Genomic DNA, 15,741 nt, shown 5'->3' on the forward strand with positions numbered 1-15,741 from the left:
CGTGCCATTATGGGTATACCTCACTGTTATTAATCATTCGTCCGTAATGTTTCCACTATGGTTACAAGCAGGTTTTTGGGGTTTAGTTAGCGGTTCCGTAGTGGGCTACTATGCTAAAATTCCTCAACGAGCGATGTCTAGCGACAAGCCGCTTCTCTACGAGACGCTCCGCGAACGCGTCTACGCTGCAATTATGGCTTTTGGTACAGGTTGTGCTAATTTCGCCCCAGGGGGGCAGAAGGCAGAGTTTTTATGCCTGTTTACGAGCATTAAAGACTCGTTAACGGAGTTCAAAGGTGGATTCATCCAGTTCAAAGACTCATTGTCATATCCCAAAATAAAATATATTCTCTTCTACCCCTCTGCCTCCCCTGCCTCCTTCCCCCTCCCCTTCCACTATTCCAGAATTGCTTGATAACGACCCAGAGCAATTAGGGGAAAGTATTGTTGATACAAGTGATACTTGAGATAAAAATGTCCAGGGAAGCCCGTACCTGTAAAGTTTGCTTCGTACCAAGTACCATCTGGCTGTTGAGTTGCTAAAAGATAGCTAATTCCTTTCTCAATGGCGTCAATCGCTAATTTGCCTGTTGCTTCACCCGCTGCTATTAGCCCAATTAAAGCCCAAGCAGTTTGAGATGCGGTACTATCTCCTTTTCCTTTAAGGCTAGGATCGTCATAGCTGCGGCAAGTTTCGCCCCAACCACCATCTGGGTTTTGACATCCGACTAGCCAAGCTTCACCCCGTTTGATACTGAGTTGATGCCTTGGCGGATCAATTAAGGCTAGGGCTGACAGGACGCCACTAGTGCCGTAGATATAATTTACACCCCAGCGACCGAACCAACAGCCTTCAGTTTCTTGCTCATCCATGAGATAAGTCAGTGCTCGTTCCAGGTTGTGCATATCAATTGATAAGTCACAAACACCCAGCATTTCTAGAACTCTAGCGGTAACATCTGCGGTATTGGGATCAATCATGGCTTTCAAGTCTCCATAAGGGATGGAGTTAAGCCAATCTTGATCGTTGTCCAAATCAAAGGCAGCCCAACCACCTGGTTTACACTGCATGGATGCAATCCAATTTAAGCCACGGGCGATCGCAGTCTGCTTTAATTTTTCATTAGGGAGTTTCGCCATGTGTAGAGCCATCACCACAACAGCGGAATCATCTACATCTGGATAAAAGTTATTGTCAAACTCAAATGCCCAAGCTCCTGGTTTTCCCTGGTGATTTTTTACAGCCCAATCTCCGTAGTTCAGAATTTGCTTTTGTAGCAACCACTCTCCAGCCTGCACGACAGCTGGCTCATCTGGTGCAAAACCAGATTCTATAAGGGCACGCATCGCCCAAGCTGTATCCCAGACAGGTGAAATACAAGGCTGTACGCTGTAAATATCCTCTGTTTGCAAAGCAAAGTTATCAATTGCTTGCAAACCTCGTTCCACAATGGGGTCGTTCACGTCGTAACCGAGACACCGCAAAGCCAGCATTGAATTTAGCATAGCGGGAATAATCCCACCCCAGTCACCCGTGGCTTCTTGCCGTTCTAAAATCCATTTTTCGGCGGCTTTGATGCCCTCTTCGCGGAAGGGTACTAAATTGAGGCTTTCTGCTAGCTTGAACCCATCATCAAGGGTGAGGAATAAATCTGTCCAATCGCCACTGCGAGGTAGTTCCCAACGGACTTGCTCGACCCCTTCGACGTATAACTCATCTAGGTTGATAGTTGGGGCGGTGACAAAAACAGGTTTGCGATCGCAGACAATCAACAGCGGTACAGTACTGGAGCGGGCCCAACTAGACATTTCGTAGATATTGATAGGGAAAGCTGTGGGCAAAAGCATCACCCAAGGTGGTAGTGAGGGAATACCACGCCAGTTGTAACAGCCAAGTAAAGCGAGGTGTAACTTGGTAAAAATCCGAGTTTTGCTGATACCGCCCCGTTTAAGAATAAAGGCTCGCGCCTGAATCATTGCCGGATCACTTGCTGATACACCCAGCAACTTCAGCGCCATATAAGCCTCAACCGAAGTGCTCAGTTCTCCACCATCACCGTAGAAAAGCTCCCAGCCCCCATGCTGCCGTTGCTGAGAACGCAGATAAGTTTCAACTTTGTGTAATGGTCTTGTTTGGTCTGTCCCCCAAATTTTATGCAGGAGAACCACCTCAGCAGTAATCGTGACATTAGATTCTAACTCTGCCCACCAATAACCTGCAGGATTTTGAATCGAAAGCAGATATTTTTGGCTAGCTGCAATCGCCGTTGCGACTTGATTGACTATCACCCTGTCTTGTGTTTGCATCAAAAACTATTCAACCTCAACACTCAACATCTAGTTATGAACACGGCAGTACGGTGTATTGTGTCTGAGTCACTGAAAATTTGCAAGAGATCATGGCGGCAATTGTATTAGGGCTAATACTCTTATCCTTGACAATTTGGTTGGGATTACTGAGTTTTTGGGGGCAGTTTTGGCGAGCAGACCAGCAATTGGAAGTAGAGACGTTAGATACAACGTCTCTAGAATCGCTACCTGTAGTATGTGCGATCATGCCTGCCCGTAACGAAGCTGATTTAATCGCAACCACATTGCGATCGCTCCTCCTTCAAGATTATCCTGGTTCTTTGAACGTCTTTTTGGTAGACGATCGCAGCACAGACCGGACAGCAAATTTTGCTGAAGGGGTTGCCTACGCCTTAAATAAACCCCAGCAATTGCATATTATCTCTGGTGAATCATTACCTCCCGGTTGGTCGGGTAAACTTTGGGCTATTGAGCAAGGCATTCAGAAAGTAGAGACCGTAGATGTAACGTCTCTACAGAAACCCGACTATTTTTTACTCACCGATGCCGATATTGAACATGACGTTGGCAATCTTCGCCGATTGGTTGCCAAAGCTGTGCAGGAAGATTTAGACCTAGTTTCGGTGATGGTGCGACTTAGGTGTGAAGGCTTTTGGGAAAAACTTTTGATCCCGGCTTTCGTGTTTTTCTTCCAAAAACTCTATCCCTTCCGCTGGGTTAATAGCCCCAACAATCCAACCGCCGCCGCCGCTGGGGGCTGTATCCTAATTCGCCGAGAAGCTTTAGAGCAAATTGGCGGTATTCAAGCCATTCGCCAAACTTTAATCGACGATTGCGCCCTAGCTCGTGCTGTTAAAGAGAGGGGCAGACAAAATAATTCCTCCTCCCCTGCTCCCGGCCGCATTTGGCTCGGATTGAGTACCTTAACTCACAGCTTGCGCCCATATCCAACTTTGGGGACAATTTGGGATATGGTTGCTCGTACTGCTTACACACAACTGGATTATTCCCCATTGTTGCTACTGGGAACTTTGTTGGGAATGACGCTGATTTATCTGGTTGCGCCTGTGGGTGTCATTTTAGGTCTGATTTGGGGAAATTGGGCGATGTCTGACGACAAGACGCATTGCGTCTACGCATTTACGGGTTTATTGACATGGCTGCTAATGACTTTGGCTTATTTGCCTACGATTCGCTTCTATAAATGTCCTCTATGGTTAGCATTTTGCTTGCCTGCGATCGCTTTTCTTTATACCCTAATGACTCTAGACTCAGCCCTACGTCATTGGCAAGGGCGCGGCGGTGCTTGGAAAGGACGCGTTTATCCTAGATAAGTCGTTTACCCTGTTCTTTTGACTAGCAAAAGTGAGTAGCTCTGAAACCTCTTTACTCTACGAATTTTTGGCGCACTTGGCGTCTTGGCGGTTCGATAAATCAAGCTTTTTGGCAATTATTGCGTAAGTCCTGTATTTGTAATTAAGGGGAGAGAGAAAGATCAGAATAACGAACCGCCAAGGACGCCAAGGACGCTAAGAAGGAAGGAATAAGAGTTTTAAAGGGTTATTGGGTAAGTTTTATTTGAGTTCAATGAGTCTTTGAGCTTTATTAATGAATTAGCGTATTTAAAATTATTCAAGCTGATAGCCAGAAAACAGCAAATTTGTCACTTGCTCCAACATTTTTAGTCCTGTTAATGAACCTCGAATTAATCGAGTCGCGGCAATAGGTTGTCTAAGCAATGCCATCGCTAACGCTAATGGCTGAAGGGAACCATTGGGGTTGATTGCTGGTGTTAGGTCAGGGATATCATGCCCAGAGTCATCGCTGACTACTCGTAGCATTGCCACAGCTACCCCAGACGCGTTGAAAAACTCTAAAGCTGCAAATCCTTCCATGTCAACAACATCAGTACCTAAGGTCTCACCTAAATGAAGTTTTTCAGTCGCAGACCAAATGACGCGATCGCAACTCAAAGAATTGACTAAAGACACTTTATCTGATAAACGAGAATGCAGCTGGGTTGTGAAGATGCGATCGCATTCTCGAACTTGCTTCTGATAAACACAATTCTGATAAAGTACAATATCTCCAACTGCGTAGCGCTTGCTCAAGCTGCCACAAATACCCATGATTATGACTCTGGGTTGTAAATCATTCTGGAAGTATTTATCTGTTTGCAATTGCTCTAGGTATTTAGTTAAAGGTTTCATCCCAATGGGTATCGCTACCACGGTTGGCGTTGAGCTGTTGATCTGGCTTAAGCCGCGACACACAGCTTTGTACTCTGCTCCTTGAGGCACAAGAATCGTGTGGATAGGCAGTAAATTAATCATTAATCTATATTTGTAATCGTAAATATATGCAGGGGTAAGATTCTTGTCATTTGTTGCGATCGCCGTAAAGTTCATCTTGGGCAAAATGCGACCAACTAAATGTCAATTAAGAATTACGTTAGCGTTGGCGTAGCCTCTCGTAGAGAAGCGTTAGCGACGAAGGAGCGTCATTACAAATTACGAATTAGTCTAGTAGTCATTCAACACTTCCAGAAAGCAAGTGATTACTGTAGCATGGAACTGAATTATTAAAAAATTTGATACGCTATTACCTATAACTGCTGCCATAATCATCAATGCTGGTGAATTGGAATGAGAAATACAAAAGCTGACAGAATCAAACGGATTTGTCAGGTTTACCTCAACAACCTCAACATAGGCAAAGTAAAAATTCTGTGTTGGCTTTTGTCCTAATACCACAATTTGTCCCAGTATTTTGTTGAGTTTTTCTGGCAGATTAAATTTTTCTCTATATTATGATTATGGCAAAAAGTACTTTCATCAGAGACTTCAAGTGCTGCGATCGCAGCGTAGGATAAGAAATTTTTCCTTCCTTCTGCGTAATTCTTAAGATAGATTGAGCAATAGTTAAGTATTTAGAGGCGGAAGTTCATGGTCTCCGTTTCTGCCAAAAGATGGAACAATGTTTGAATTAACAAAGTTCTAACTAACCATCATTAATAATTGTGTCACCGCACGATGATTTTCCAAAATGGTAAAGCCTAATAGCTCAAAATCCGCACGAGAACGCTTCAATATTTCCAAATTGGCAATTGACTTTTCGTGGCTGACGGTGAGTTTTTGGATTGCCGTGACGGTAGCTGGGCTTTTGGCTTTCAGTTCCCTCAAGTATGCTTTGTTTCCAGATATTACTTTTCCAGTGGTGGTGGTAAATGCTACAGCCCCGCTGACAACTGCTCTGGATACAGAGGCTAAGCTCACCCAACCTATAGAGGAGCGTCTGCGCTCTTTGGAAGGACTTGAGGATATCCGCTCATCCACCTATCCTGGACAAACTGCCGTTAGCCTATCTTTTGTTGTGGGTACTAATCTAGAAACATCAACCCGCAACGTTGAAACTCAAATCAAACAGTTGACTCTGACTAAGGGAGCAACTTACAAAATTATTCCCTTGAACTTGAACGAGTCAGCTGCTATTAGCTATGCCATTGAGAGTCAGACGCGAAATCTCACGGATCTGACAAAGTTGGCAAATGCCCAAATAGTGAATGCGATCGCAAAATTGCCTGGAGTCCTCAAAGTCTCACTACTGGGCGCTCCTACCGCTCCTTCCTTGCAGCCAAGTAATGCTAATGTCCTCCAAGGCGGGGCGACATTAGTCCGTTTTAACGGCAAAGATGCTCTAGCATTTCAGGTGATTAAACGTGGTAATGCCAATACGTTAGAAGTGGTGAGTCGAGTTGAGCAAGAAGTCCAAAGGCTGCGGTCTTCGCTGAAGGATGTCACACTCACATTAGCTGCCACTCAAGCAGAATATATCCGTCACGCCACCCAGTCAACAATAGATGCGCTAATGGAAGCAATCTTGTTGTCCATCATTGTTATTTTTCCTTTTTTGTGGAGTTGGCGAGCCACTTTAATTTCTGCATTGGCCATTCCTACGTCTCTTTTGGCGACGTTTATCGTCATGGCGATTTACGGCTTTAACTTAGAAACAATCACATTATTGGCTTTAGCTTTAGTGATTGGTACTGTTATTGATGATGCAATCATCGATGTCGAAAACATCATGCGGCACATCCAAGATGGGGAAAGTCCTCGTCAAGCCGCTTTCTCAGCTACAGAAGAAATTGGCTTAACAGTTATTGCCACGACTGCTACAGCAGTAGCGGTTTTTTTACCCATTGGTTTAATGGGTGGAGTCATTGGACAATTCTTCAAGCCATTCGGGATCACTGTTTCAGCAGCCATGATTGCATCTACGCTGGTTGCACGGACTTTATCCCCAGTACTGGCTATCTATTGGTTGAAGCCTAGTGCTTCCAGTTCATCTCGCCGACAAGGTAACAAATGGGCGGTCTTTACCCAATATTATCGAGACTTGCTGCACTGGTCTTTGAAGCACCGAAAGATAGTTATCGGATTAGCCGTACTCAGTTTAATTGCGGGAATAGCACTAATTCCTTTAATTCCCAAAGGATTTATTCCCAAACTAGATCGCGGCGAGTTCAATATTACTTATACGGCTCCTTTACCGAATATTCCTGATTTAGCTGCTTTACAAAGGCAAGCAGCACAAGCAGCACAAGCAGGAATTTCTCCTGCTGCTGCCTCAATAGCTATTCCCAATCCCTTGAATGATTCTCTTGAGGTGGCGAAGAAACTAGAGGCGGTAGTTAGAAAATCTCCAGCTGTGGAAACGGTGTTTACTACTGTGGGTTCTCGTGAGGGTGAGCCAAATAAGGGCACGCTCTATGTGAAGCTGAAAGATGACCGCAACATCAAAACTGCGGAACTCCAAGACCAATTTCGTTCTTCTCTACCCAAGCTTGCTGGCGTGACTACCAGTGTCGAAGATATTCAGTTTGTCGATACCGGCGGTCAAAAACCTTTGCAAATATCATTACGGGGTAATGATCTCCAAGCTTTGAGCAAAGCCGCTACAGCAATTAAAGAGCGCCTCCAGAAAATCCCAGGATTTGCTGATGTCACAGTGACGGGTGAAACGAATCAACAAGGCACGGTTTTTCAGATTGAGCGCTTGAATAACCAGCGGGTAGCCTATATCGGTGCTAACCTCGGTCAGAATTTATCTTTGGGTGATGCCACTGACAAAGTGGTAGCTGAAGCTAACGCGGTGTTGCCCTCTGGTGTTTCCTTGGACTTAGGAGGGGATTCGGCCCGCTTGGGTGAGGTTTTTGGTAGTTTTGGTACTACTCTGGCTCTATCGGCGCTGTGCATTGTCGTAGTACTGATTTTACTATTTAAAAGCTGGGTAGACCCGGTGGTTATTGGCGTCTCTTTGCCTTTGGCATTGGTGGGGGCAATGCTAGCACTACTTGTTACCAAAAGCGACTTCGGCATGATCTCGCTCATTGGCTTTGTCTTTTTATTGGGACTAGCAAATAAAAATGCCATCTTGTTGGTGGATTACATCAATCAGCTGCGTAACTCTGGCTTAGATCGCACAGAAGCAATCCTGAAAGCTGGGCCAGTGCGCCTTAGACCAATCATGATGACCACAGCCTCGACTATTTTAGGGATGCTACCCATTGCCTTGGGTTTTGGTGCTGGTTCGGAATTGCGATCGCCTATGGCTGTAGCGATCGCCGGTGGGCTGGTAACTTCGACTATCCTCAGCTTAATTGTTGTCCCTGTGGTCTACGCCATTTTAGATGATTGGTTTCCCAGGTTTAAAAAGAGGAGCACCTCAGCTTCCCTCAATGACCGGGAAGCAGGGGAACAGGGAGGAAGTTGATGCAGGTTTTTGTCACGGGGGGTACAGGTTTTGTTGGTGCTCACTTAGTGCGGTTGTTACTGCAACAAGGATACACAGTCAAAGCGCTGGTACGCCCCAGCAGCAATCTAGATAATTTACGCTGTTTGGATGTGGAAATTGTCCAAGGCGATCTGAATGACCCAGAGCTGTGGCAACAGATGGTAGATTGCCAATACCTGTTTCATGTAGCGGCCCACTATTCTTTGTGGCAAACAGACCAGGAGTTACTCTACCGTCACAATGTTTTGGGTACGCGCAATGTACTAGCCGCAGCCCGTAAAGCTGAGATTGAGCGCACCGTTTATACCAGTTCCGTGGCAGCAATCGGCGTGGGTTCATCTGGTCAAATAGTAGATGAAACTTATCAGAGTCCGATAAATAAATTAGTCGGTGACTACAAGAAATCTAAATTTCTGGCTGAACAAGAAGCCATGCAAGCCGCTGCAACAGGTCAAGAAGTAGTTGTAGTCAATCCCAGTAGCCCAATTGGGGCATTAGATATTAAACCTACTCCAACAGGTGATATTATTCTGCGATTTTTGCGGCGACAAATGCCCGTATACTTAGATACTGGTCTGAATTTCATCGATGTGCGGGATGTGGCATGGGGACATTTACTAGCTTTGCAACGGGGAAAGCCAGGCGATCGCTATATCTTAGGTCATCAAAACCTGACACTCAAACAACTGTTAGAGGAACTCGCCGAGATTACAGGACTGAGCGCACCCCAACGAACTGTACCTGCTTGGTTGCCCCTCAGTGTTGCTTGGATTGATGAAAAAATTCTCGCACCGCTGGGAAAATCGCCTTCAGTGCCTCTAGATGGGGTTCGCATGGCTAAACAACCCATGTACTACGATGCCTCAAAAGCAGTACGAGAGTTAGGTTTACCTCAGTCTTCACTAAATGCAGCACTCAAAGAAGCCGTGTATTGGTTCATTTCTGGGGGATATGTCAAATGAGAAATGGGCAACAGTCAACAGTCAACAGTCAACAGTTAACAGTCAACAGTTAACAGTCAACAGTTAACAGTCAACAGTCAACAGTTAACAGTCAACCTCTTAACAGACAAAAGTGCAAATTAAATACACATCAGCATAACTGTGATGTTTCTATCTATATAAACAGGAGTGATAGCCATAATGGCGATTAATCTACAACAAGCTATGGATATTGGGAAGTATTTAGTTACTCAGCGTTTGAAAGGACGTAAACGCTTCCCCTTAGTATTAATGTTGGAACCGCTTTTTCGCTGCAACCTAGCCTGTACTGGTTGTGGTAAAATCCAGCATCCAGTAGACGTACTAAAGCAAAACCTTACCCCAGAACAGTGCTTTGCTGCTGTGGAAGAGTGCGGCGCACCTGTTGTATCAATTCCTGGGGGAGAGCCTCTGTTACATCCCCAGATTGATGAGATTGTACGGGGATTGGTTGAGCGCAAAAAATATGTTTACTTATGCACAAACGGTTTGTTGTTAGAAAAAAGCTTGGATAAGTTTCAACCTTCTCCTTACCTGACTTTCAGTGTGCATCTTGATGGAATGCGCGAGTGGCACGATCAATGTGTTGATCGCAAAGGCGTTTTTGATATTGCTGTCAAAGCTATTCGCGCCGCTAAAGCCAAAGGATTTCGTGTCGCTACAAACACCACCATCTTTGACGGTGCTGATCCTAAAGCAATGCAAGAATTCTTTGACTTCCTGGAAACACTAAATACTGATGGGATGATGATTTCTCCTGGCTACAGTTACGAGTGGGCACCAGATCAAGATCATTTTCTCCAACGAGAACAAACACGCGCCCTCTTTCGAGAAATTCTCGCTCCCTTGAAAACAGGTGAAAAAAACTGGAACTTCAATCACAATCCGCTGTTCCTAGATTTTCTCACTGGTGAAAAGGATTACGAATGCACCCCTTGGGGTAGCCCTAGCTATAGCGTTCTTGGTTGGCAAAAACCCTGTTATCTATTAAATGAAGGTCATTATGCCACCTTCAAAGAATTGCTAGGCGAAACTGACTGGAGTCAATACGGCCGTGCTAGTGGTAATCCTAAATGTGCCGATTGCATGGTTCACTGTGGCTACGAACCAACAGCAGCTATGGATGCAATGCAACCGCAAAATATGGCGCGTGCTCTTGGTAGTGTGTTTGGTAAGAATTAGAATGCTGAGTGCTGAGTGCAGTAGCGGGGCGTTTAGTCTGTGCTGAGTTAGGAGACAGGAGACGGGAGACAGTATTTATTTCTCCCTTGTCTTCCCCTGCTCCACGGCAGTTGCTACAACGGGGAGGCAGCCGCGTGGGCGGGTTTCCCGACTTGAGCGGACTGCCGTGGGAACCCCCGCAACCCACTGCCTCCCTTGCTCCCCCTGCCCATCTTCATAGGAGATAGTATGTCAAAGAATAACTCAGTGTTAGGAGCAAAACGGCGATCGCTATGGCAACTTGCTTTACAGGGAGTGCTGGATGGTGGGCCTTCTACTTGTCAATTTGCAATTACTAGCGTGTGCAATGCTCGTTGTGGGTTCTGTAATTTTGCAGTGGATAAAATGCCTCTGGATGAGCGGCATTCTGTAACCCTGGAACAAGCAAAACAAGCGGCAGAGATTCTCTATCGGAATGGGGTGTATTTTTTGATTTACGTGGGTGGCGAGCCAATGGCTCATCCCCATTTAAATGAGATGATTGCTCATGCATCTAGTATCGGCATGGCCCCTATGCTTGTGACTAACGGCTCCCTCCTTACACCAAAGCGGATTGATGAGTTGGCTGATGCTGGGTTAATGAGTGTGATTATTTCCATTGATGCGGCTGAGGTGGAAAAACATGAACAGAACCGTGGACTTAAAGGAGTGTGCGATCGCATCCGAGATGCTAATATTCATTTTCAGCGTCGCCATATCAGCACTACTGCCTCAGTCACTATGAGCCGACTGATTGACGATTACCATCAGTTACCACCATTCCTCAAATCGCTGGGTTTTGACAGCGTAACTTTCTCTTATCCACTCACCACCTTAGCATCATCCTATCTTGGTTACGCCGAGTCGAACTTGGTAGACTATACTGCCGAAGAGTTGGATGAGCGCTTCGATACTTTAAAGGCGCTCAAACAAGATTTTCCGGTTGTCAACCCTACAGCCTCTATTGAGGATATGCAACGCCATTTACGAGGTGAACCGGAGCAATTCGGCTGTCTTGGTGGCTGGAAGTTATTTTATCTGGACTGGCATCTTAACCTTTACCGTTGCCACAACTGGGATAAACCCATGTGCCACATTACCGAGTTTGACAGTTCGCAGCGGGTTCGTGATGGGTGTACCGCCTGTATGATTGACTGCTACCGCGACTCCAGCGTTATGCAGCATATCGGTGTTTCCGTCAGTGATGGTGTGCAGGCAGCAGCCAAGGGAAAATTTAAGCAAGCTTGGAAACACTGGTTTAACTACAATAACCTGGTTTCTCTCAAAGCTGTCTGGGAACAAGCAACTTGGTTACGTCGCCTCTAGTCGATTTTCCTTTGCAAACACACAATCTAAAAGGATGTTTATAAAGTCTGAGAATGTATAATTTTGTCATTCTAAGCCAAACCAAGTGGAGCGTACCCCTACAAGGAAACAAGGCGAACAATATGACAAAATACTATTTTTGGCAACTTGGTATTATTGGCATTATCTAGCTAAAAGTCGGCTTAAAGCTGTTATTTCAGGCTTTTTAGATTCAATACAATACAATACTTTTTGGTTAAAGGGGATGGGTTAAAAGGAAAAGAATTGAATTTATTGTTACTCTTTACCTCTTAACCTTTTCCCAGACTACAAGAGGGTTCTAAGCGATTATAAAAAAGCGTCGTTGACAGTCAACAGTCTTTCGTATTATCCCATACCCTTTTAGGGGGATGAGCTTAACTTAAAAGTATTGGCTCTTAATCTAGGCGCAACTTTTTCATCCATTTCTATTGTTTTAATTTTAACTTTTGGCTACGTATATCAGGAATCTAGAATACAAAATCCAGCAGCTTCTAAGTTGATAAACTACTAACTTCGGTAATGTCAGTTCTGATAGAGTAATGGGAATATCTAAAATTTGGAACTATCATCGAAAATAAACGGCAATTAGGGATAGCTTCATGAAAAAATTGATATGTAGCCCTCTTATGGCTTCCTTACTGATAGGAGTAACAAGTCAGTTAGCCATTACTCAGAGTCTAAGTAACCATTCTCGAATGGGGCTAGCTTCTTCAAGCCTGTTCACTGGATTAAATAAATATACCGATGTGAAGGTTTCTCAGAATACCCAACAAATTGATGAGAAAACAGCCCTAAATTTAGTCTGGAAGCTGCCACAAGTGCAACGCAAAGCACGAGATATTGAACGGCTTTCTAAGGGAACTATACGAGTTGCCGCAATGGTCGATAGTCATCCTAATCTAAATGAACCTTATTACAAAGTTCAAGTATTTGAAAAACATCCAGATGAAAATGTCACGATTTACTGGTTTCACGTTTTAAAGTCAAATGGGGCCATTGAGGTTCTAGATGTGGTAACTAATCAATATATATCCCTAGAAAAATGGAAGCCCGATTAATATCAAAACTTCTTAGTTTTCCTATGGTTGATAATGTAATTTTGCTAATTTACAGATTTATCAAATAAAATCAATGTCTGAACAAAAGCCCGTAAGTCCTTGGAAATACAAACCTTGGTGGTGTCAGCCCTGGTCTATAATTCTCACAAGTGTCGCGTTGATTAGTGGTAGTTGGTTACTATTTAAAGCTATCTGGTTGACAATTCTGGTCTCCATCCCTGTATTGACTTGGATGGGATTTTTTGTATTAGTCTGGCCGCAACTAATGATTCGCAGTGGTATTTTAGAATCGTATCAAAGTGATAATCCCCAATAGTAATTATGTCAGGTTGCTCTAATCCGCCGCAGGAACTCGATATTAAGATTTAGTTTATCTCCAAGCCACAGACAATGTTTCATGTGGTCTGCCACATCATCGCCCGTCTCAGGATGGATTAAAATATCCAACTCTTCACGATTAAGCATTAACCACGGGACAATCTGGCCAAACTCATTGGGTGAAAAGGCAACTTGATACATCGCTTTGGGATGTGGGCCAATAGGCAAGTCATGCCAACGTCCAAGCTTCACCTCAAACTTACTGCTTAATCCTTCACGTACACGCGCAGCTACATCACGACTCGTAGTATCGAAGTAGATATGAGCATGAAAACCATTAATCTCGATAGTATCTTCTTTCATAGCTTAAGGTGCTCTTTGAGAGTCTTAGAAGCATAATTTTATCAGGATCGATAAAATAACTTTCACTATTTGGTATTGTTAATTTGATACAGTAAAAATAAAGTTCTCATGAGTATATGGCTAAGCTAGTGGTTCTCAAAGTAAATGGTGATTTGAAACACCAAAAATTTTGTGTACCACTGAAAAATGGCTCAGATTTGGATTGCCTGGATATAAAAACCTCCAGTAACTTGCCTTTGGAAGCTAACTTAGCTAATTACTTAAATCACTGGTTAAACAAGTATCAGCTTGTAGCAATACTTACTGTATTAACTATATCAAGCACCAAGAAAATACTGTGAATGACTCGATTAATCAGCGAATTTTAGATTTTTGGCAAACAGCTAAGGTATTAAAGGTATTAAGCGATCGCCTCCTTTACTCCCTATACTCACAAAAATTTTGCAATATTAATAATACATTATGCAAAGAATTAAAATGCAACGACACGGTTCGAGTCTTAAATAGCACAGAGAATAATCTCATACATCCTTATCGTACCTGGCGACACCTAACTCAATATCATGAGCGATAAACACCTTAAAAAGCTTGCAGTGTCATGGGTGCAGCTAAGTATATTTATGTTGTTTAGCGGCATGAATTCTAGACCTCTCAAAGCGCAGGTTATTGATAACGTACAACCATCCCAACAACTACCACCGCCGCAAGATATCCAACCGCCTTCGCCTTCTCCGCTTCCCTCGCCTCAACTACCACAGCCACTACCCCCACCAGCAGAACTACTTCCCCCTTCTGGGCCAACCCCCACACCAGAAGAATCACTTCCGAGTAAAATTCCTCTAACTATTACTGTTGAACGGTTTGAAGTAGTTGGTAGCACAGTATTTAGTCCTGAAGAGTTAGCCCAAGCTACTATTGAATTTACCAAACGACCGATTTCACTGGCGCAATTGTATCAAGCTCGTTCTAAAATTACCGAACTATACATTAACAAAGGTTATATTACTTCTGGTGCTTACATCCCACCTCAAACAATCCAATCTGGTGTCATCAAAATTCAGGTGGTCGAAGGTAAATTAGAGGAAATCGAGGTAACTGGTAATCAAAGACTGAACTCTAATTATGTTCGTAGCCGTATAGCAATAGCGACATCACCACCGCTGAATCGGCAAAGGCTTTTGGAAGCACTGCAACTGTTGCAACTCAATCCTTTGATTCAAAACTTGTCTGCGGAACTGTCAGCGGGGTCACGTCTTGGTACAAGTGTGCTACAAGTGCAGATTAAGGAAGCAAAAACCTTTAATACTCAAATAGTTCTTGATAATGGGCGATCGCCTAGTGTTGGCAGCTTCCGGCGGCGAGTGCAACTGGGTGAAGCGAACTTACTCGGACTAGGAGATGGTCTGAATTTAGCTTACACCAATACCGATGGTAGTAATTCATTTGATGCTAGCTATGCATTGCCTCTAAATGCCAATAACGGTACACTTACTTTCAACTATGGCACTGCATCCAGCGATGTTATTGAACGCCCTTTCAACACCCTAGATATCCAATCAGCTTCTCGCTACTACGAATTGACATTTCGTCAGCCAGTAATTCAAACTCCCACACAAGAATTAGCCCTTGGGTTGACAGCCTCCCGACGGGAAAGTGAAATATCTTCTCTGCTGTTCCAAGAAGAATATGGACTTCCCCCGAATGAACTGTCGCCAGGAGCAGATGAACGAGGACGCACCAGGGTATCTGCGTTGCGATTTTTTCAAGAATGGACAAGTCGCAATAACCGTGAAGTTATCGCTTTACGTTCTCAATTCAATTTGGGCATCGGTGCGTTAAATGCCACGATTAATCAAGATCCTCCCGATAGTCGTTTTTTTGCTTGGCAAGGTCAAGCGCAGTGGGCACGTCTTTTAGCTCCCGAAACCTTACTGTTACTCCGTTTAAACACGCAACTAGCATCAAGAGCGCTTCTGCCTTTAGAGCAATTTGGCTTAGGTGGTCAAGATAATGTTCGGGGCTATCGTCAAGATTTTCTATTGACAGATAATGGTACTTTTGCTTCTGCTGAAGTGCAAATCCCCATACTCCGTTTACCTCAAACAGATAGCACGTTACAGGTCATTCCCTTTGCTGATTTCGGTGTCGCCTGGAATAATTCGGGTAGAGACGCTCCTAATCCTAATACTTTAGCTTCCGTTGGGTTGGGGTTACGCTGGAGACAAGGCGATCGCTTCAGCGCTCGTCTTGATTGGGGAATTCCTTTAGTCTCTGTTGACTCAAATGAAAGAACATGGCAAGAAAACGGGCTGTATTTTTATTTACTGTATAATCCTTTTTAAAGTGTAATATTGATGTCAATCGCCTCTGCA

At 44.1% G+C, this 15,741-nt stretch carries 15 protein-coding genes; 11 read left to right on the forward strand and 4 right to left on the reverse strand.

Annotated elements, in window-relative coordinates:
- The first annotated feature begins 1 nt into the window (after window position 1).
- Entirely contained in the window at window positions 2–415 is a 414-nt protein-coding gene (locus FNW02_RS38600; RefSeq protein ID WP_225225623.1) for a hypothetical protein, read from the forward strand.
- Here the strand turns inward: FNW02_RS38600 and shc are convergent.
- Window positions 397–2,307 carry a squalene--hopene cyclase gene (gene shc, locus FNW02_RS13180; RefSeq protein WP_191758053.1) on the reverse strand — a complete coding sequence of 637 codons (1,911 nt, stop codon included), beginning with the start codon at window positions 2,305–2,307 and terminating at the stop codon, window positions 397–399. The genes FNW02_RS38600 and shc overlap by 19 nt on opposite strands.
- A gap of 92 nt (window positions 2,308–2,399) precedes the next feature.
- On the opposite strand from shc, the gene FNW02_RS13185 reads away from it, so the two are divergent.
- Complete coding sequence (locus FNW02_RS13185) at window positions 2,400–3,644, forward strand: glycosyltransferase (RefSeq protein ID WP_191757986.1); 1,245 nt, start codon at window positions 2,400–2,402, stop codon at window positions 3,642–3,644.
- 294 nt (window positions 3,645–3,938) lie between these two features.
- Here the strand turns inward: FNW02_RS13185 and FNW02_RS13190 are convergent, their stop codons facing one another.
- Both FNW02_RS13190 and FNW02_RS13195 read right to left on the reverse strand, forming a co-directional pair.
- Entirely contained in the window at window positions 3,939–4,643 is a 705-nt protein-coding gene (locus tag FNW02_RS13190; protein WP_191758054.1) for a 5'-methylthioadenosine/S-adenosylhomocysteine nucleosidase family protein, read from the reverse strand.
- 189 nt (window positions 4,644–4,832) lie between these two features.
- A complete protein-coding gene (locus tag FNW02_RS13195) occupies window positions 4,833–5,063 on the reverse strand; it encodes a hypothetical protein (protein ID WP_191757987.1) in 231 nt (76 codons plus the stop codon).
- 292 nt (window positions 5,064–5,355) lie between these two features.
- Between FNW02_RS13195 and FNW02_RS13200 the strand changes: the two genes are divergently transcribed.
- The 7 genes from FNW02_RS13200 to FNW02_RS13230 all read left to right on the forward strand — a co-directional run bounded on the left by FNW02_RS13200 (window position 5,356) and on the right by FNW02_RS13230 (window position 13,004).
- On the forward strand, window positions 5,356–8,082 hold the full coding sequence (locus FNW02_RS13200) for an efflux RND transporter permease subunit (RefSeq protein ID WP_191757988.1): 2,727 nt from the start codon (window positions 5,356–5,358) through the stop codon (window positions 8,080–8,082).
- Window positions 8,082–9,065, forward strand: a complete 984-nt coding sequence (gene hpnA / locus FNW02_RS13205; RefSeq protein ID WP_191757989.1) for a hopanoid-associated sugar epimerase — start codon at window positions 8,082–8,084, stop codon at window positions 9,063–9,065. Before FNW02_RS13200 ends, hpnA begins: the two co-directional genes overlap by 1 nt.
- Window positions 9,066–9,245: 180 nt before the next feature.
- The gene (gene hpnH, locus FNW02_RS13210; RefSeq protein ID WP_191757990.1) at window positions 9,246–10,265 is read left to right on the forward strand and encodes an adenosyl-hopene transferase HpnH; all 1,020 of its coding nucleotides are present in this window, start codon (window positions 9,246–9,248) and stop codon (window positions 10,263–10,265) included.
- 8 nt (window positions 10,266–10,273) lie between these two features.
- Complete coding sequence (locus tag FNW02_RS13215; protein WP_191757991.1) at window positions 10,274–10,492, forward strand: hypothetical protein; 219 nt, start codon at window positions 10,274–10,276, stop codon at window positions 10,490–10,492.
- Between the two features lies 1 nt (window position 10,493).
- Complete coding sequence (locus FNW02_RS13220) at window positions 10,494–11,609, forward strand: radical SAM protein (RefSeq protein WP_191757992.1); 1,116 nt, start codon at window positions 10,494–10,496, stop codon at window positions 11,607–11,609.
- Window positions 11,610–12,256: 647 nt separating this feature from the next.
- On the forward strand, window positions 12,257–12,688 hold the full coding sequence (locus FNW02_RS13225; RefSeq protein ID WP_225225624.1) for a hypothetical protein: 432 nt from the start codon (window positions 12,257–12,259) through the stop codon (window positions 12,686–12,688).
- 73 nt (window positions 12,689–12,761) lie between these two features.
- Window positions 12,762–13,004, forward strand: coding sequence for a DUF6737 family protein (locus FNW02_RS13230; RefSeq protein WP_191757994.1), 243 nt, complete (start codon window positions 12,762–12,764; stop codon window positions 13,002–13,004).
- Window positions 13,005–13,012: 8 nt separating this feature from the next.
- On the opposite strand, the gene FNW02_RS13235 is transcribed toward FNW02_RS13230, so the two are convergent.
- Entirely contained in the window at window positions 13,013–13,369 is a 357-nt protein-coding gene (locus FNW02_RS13235) for a DOPA 4,5-dioxygenase family protein (RefSeq protein WP_191757995.1), read from the reverse strand.
- A 337-nt stretch (window positions 13,370–13,706) separates the two neighbouring features.
- Here FNW02_RS13235 and FNW02_RS13240 point away from each other — a divergent pair, with 337 nt between their 5' ends.
- Both FNW02_RS13240 and FNW02_RS13245 read left to right on the forward strand, forming a co-directional pair.
- Window positions 13,707–13,943, forward strand: coding sequence for a hypothetical protein (locus FNW02_RS13240; protein WP_191757996.1), 237 nt, complete (start codon window positions 13,707–13,709; stop codon window positions 13,941–13,943).
- A complete protein-coding gene (locus FNW02_RS13245; RefSeq protein WP_191757997.1) occupies window positions 13,933–15,711 on the forward strand; it encodes a ShlB/FhaC/HecB family hemolysin secretion/activation protein in 1,779 nt (592 codons plus the stop codon). The genes FNW02_RS13240 and FNW02_RS13245 overlap by 11 nt, the downstream gene beginning before the upstream one ends.
- The last annotated feature ends 30 nt before the right edge of the window (window positions 15,712–15,741 follow it).

Origin of the sequence: Komarekiella delphini-convector SJRDD-AB1 (assembly GCF_014831675.1) — a bacterium.
Taxonomy (GTDB): Bacteria; Cyanobacteriota; Cyanobacteriia; order Cyanobacteriales; family Nostocaceae; genus Komarekiella.

Excerpts from the sequence above, each read along its gene's own strand:
- shc (WP_191758053.1), bottom strand. The coding sequence starts at position 2,307 with ATGCAAACACAAGACAGGGTGATAGTCAATCAAGTCGCAACGGCGATT.
- FNW02_RS13185 (WP_191757986.1), top strand. The coding sequence starts at position 2,400 with ATGGCGGCAATTGTATTAGGGCTAATACTCTTATCCTTGACAATTTGG.
- FNW02_RS13190 (WP_191758054.1), bottom strand. The coding sequence starts at position 4,643 with ATGATTAATTTACTGCCTATCCACACGATTCTTGTGCCTCAAGGAGCA.
- FNW02_RS13200 (WP_191757988.1), top strand. The coding sequence starts at position 5,356 with ATGGTAAAGCCTAATAGCTCAAAATCCGCACGAGAACGCTTCAATATT.
- hpnA (WP_191757989.1), top strand. The coding sequence starts at position 8,082 with ATGCAGGTTTTTGTCACGGGGGGTACAGGTTTTGTTGGTGCTCACTTA.
- hpnH (WP_191757990.1), top strand. The coding sequence starts at position 9,246 with ATGGCGATTAATCTACAACAAGCTATGGATATTGGGAAGTATTTAGTT.
- FNW02_RS13220 (WP_191757992.1), top strand. The coding sequence starts at position 10,494 with ATGTCAAAGAATAACTCAGTGTTAGGAGCAAAACGGCGATCGCTATGG.
- FNW02_RS13225 (WP_225225624.1), top strand. The coding sequence starts at position 12,257 with ATGGCTTCCTTACTGATAGGAGTAACAAGTCAGTTAGCCATTACTCAG.
- FNW02_RS13230 (WP_191757994.1), top strand. The coding sequence starts at position 12,762 with ATGTCTGAACAAAAGCCCGTAAGTCCTTGGAAATACAAACCTTGGTGG.
- FNW02_RS13235 (WP_191757995.1), bottom strand. The coding sequence starts at position 13,369 with ATGAAAGAAGATACTATCGAGATTAATGGTTTTCATGCTCATATCTAC.
- FNW02_RS13245 (WP_191757997.1), top strand. The coding sequence starts at position 13,933 with ATGAGCGATAAACACCTTAAAAAGCTTGCAGTGTCATGGGTGCAGCTA.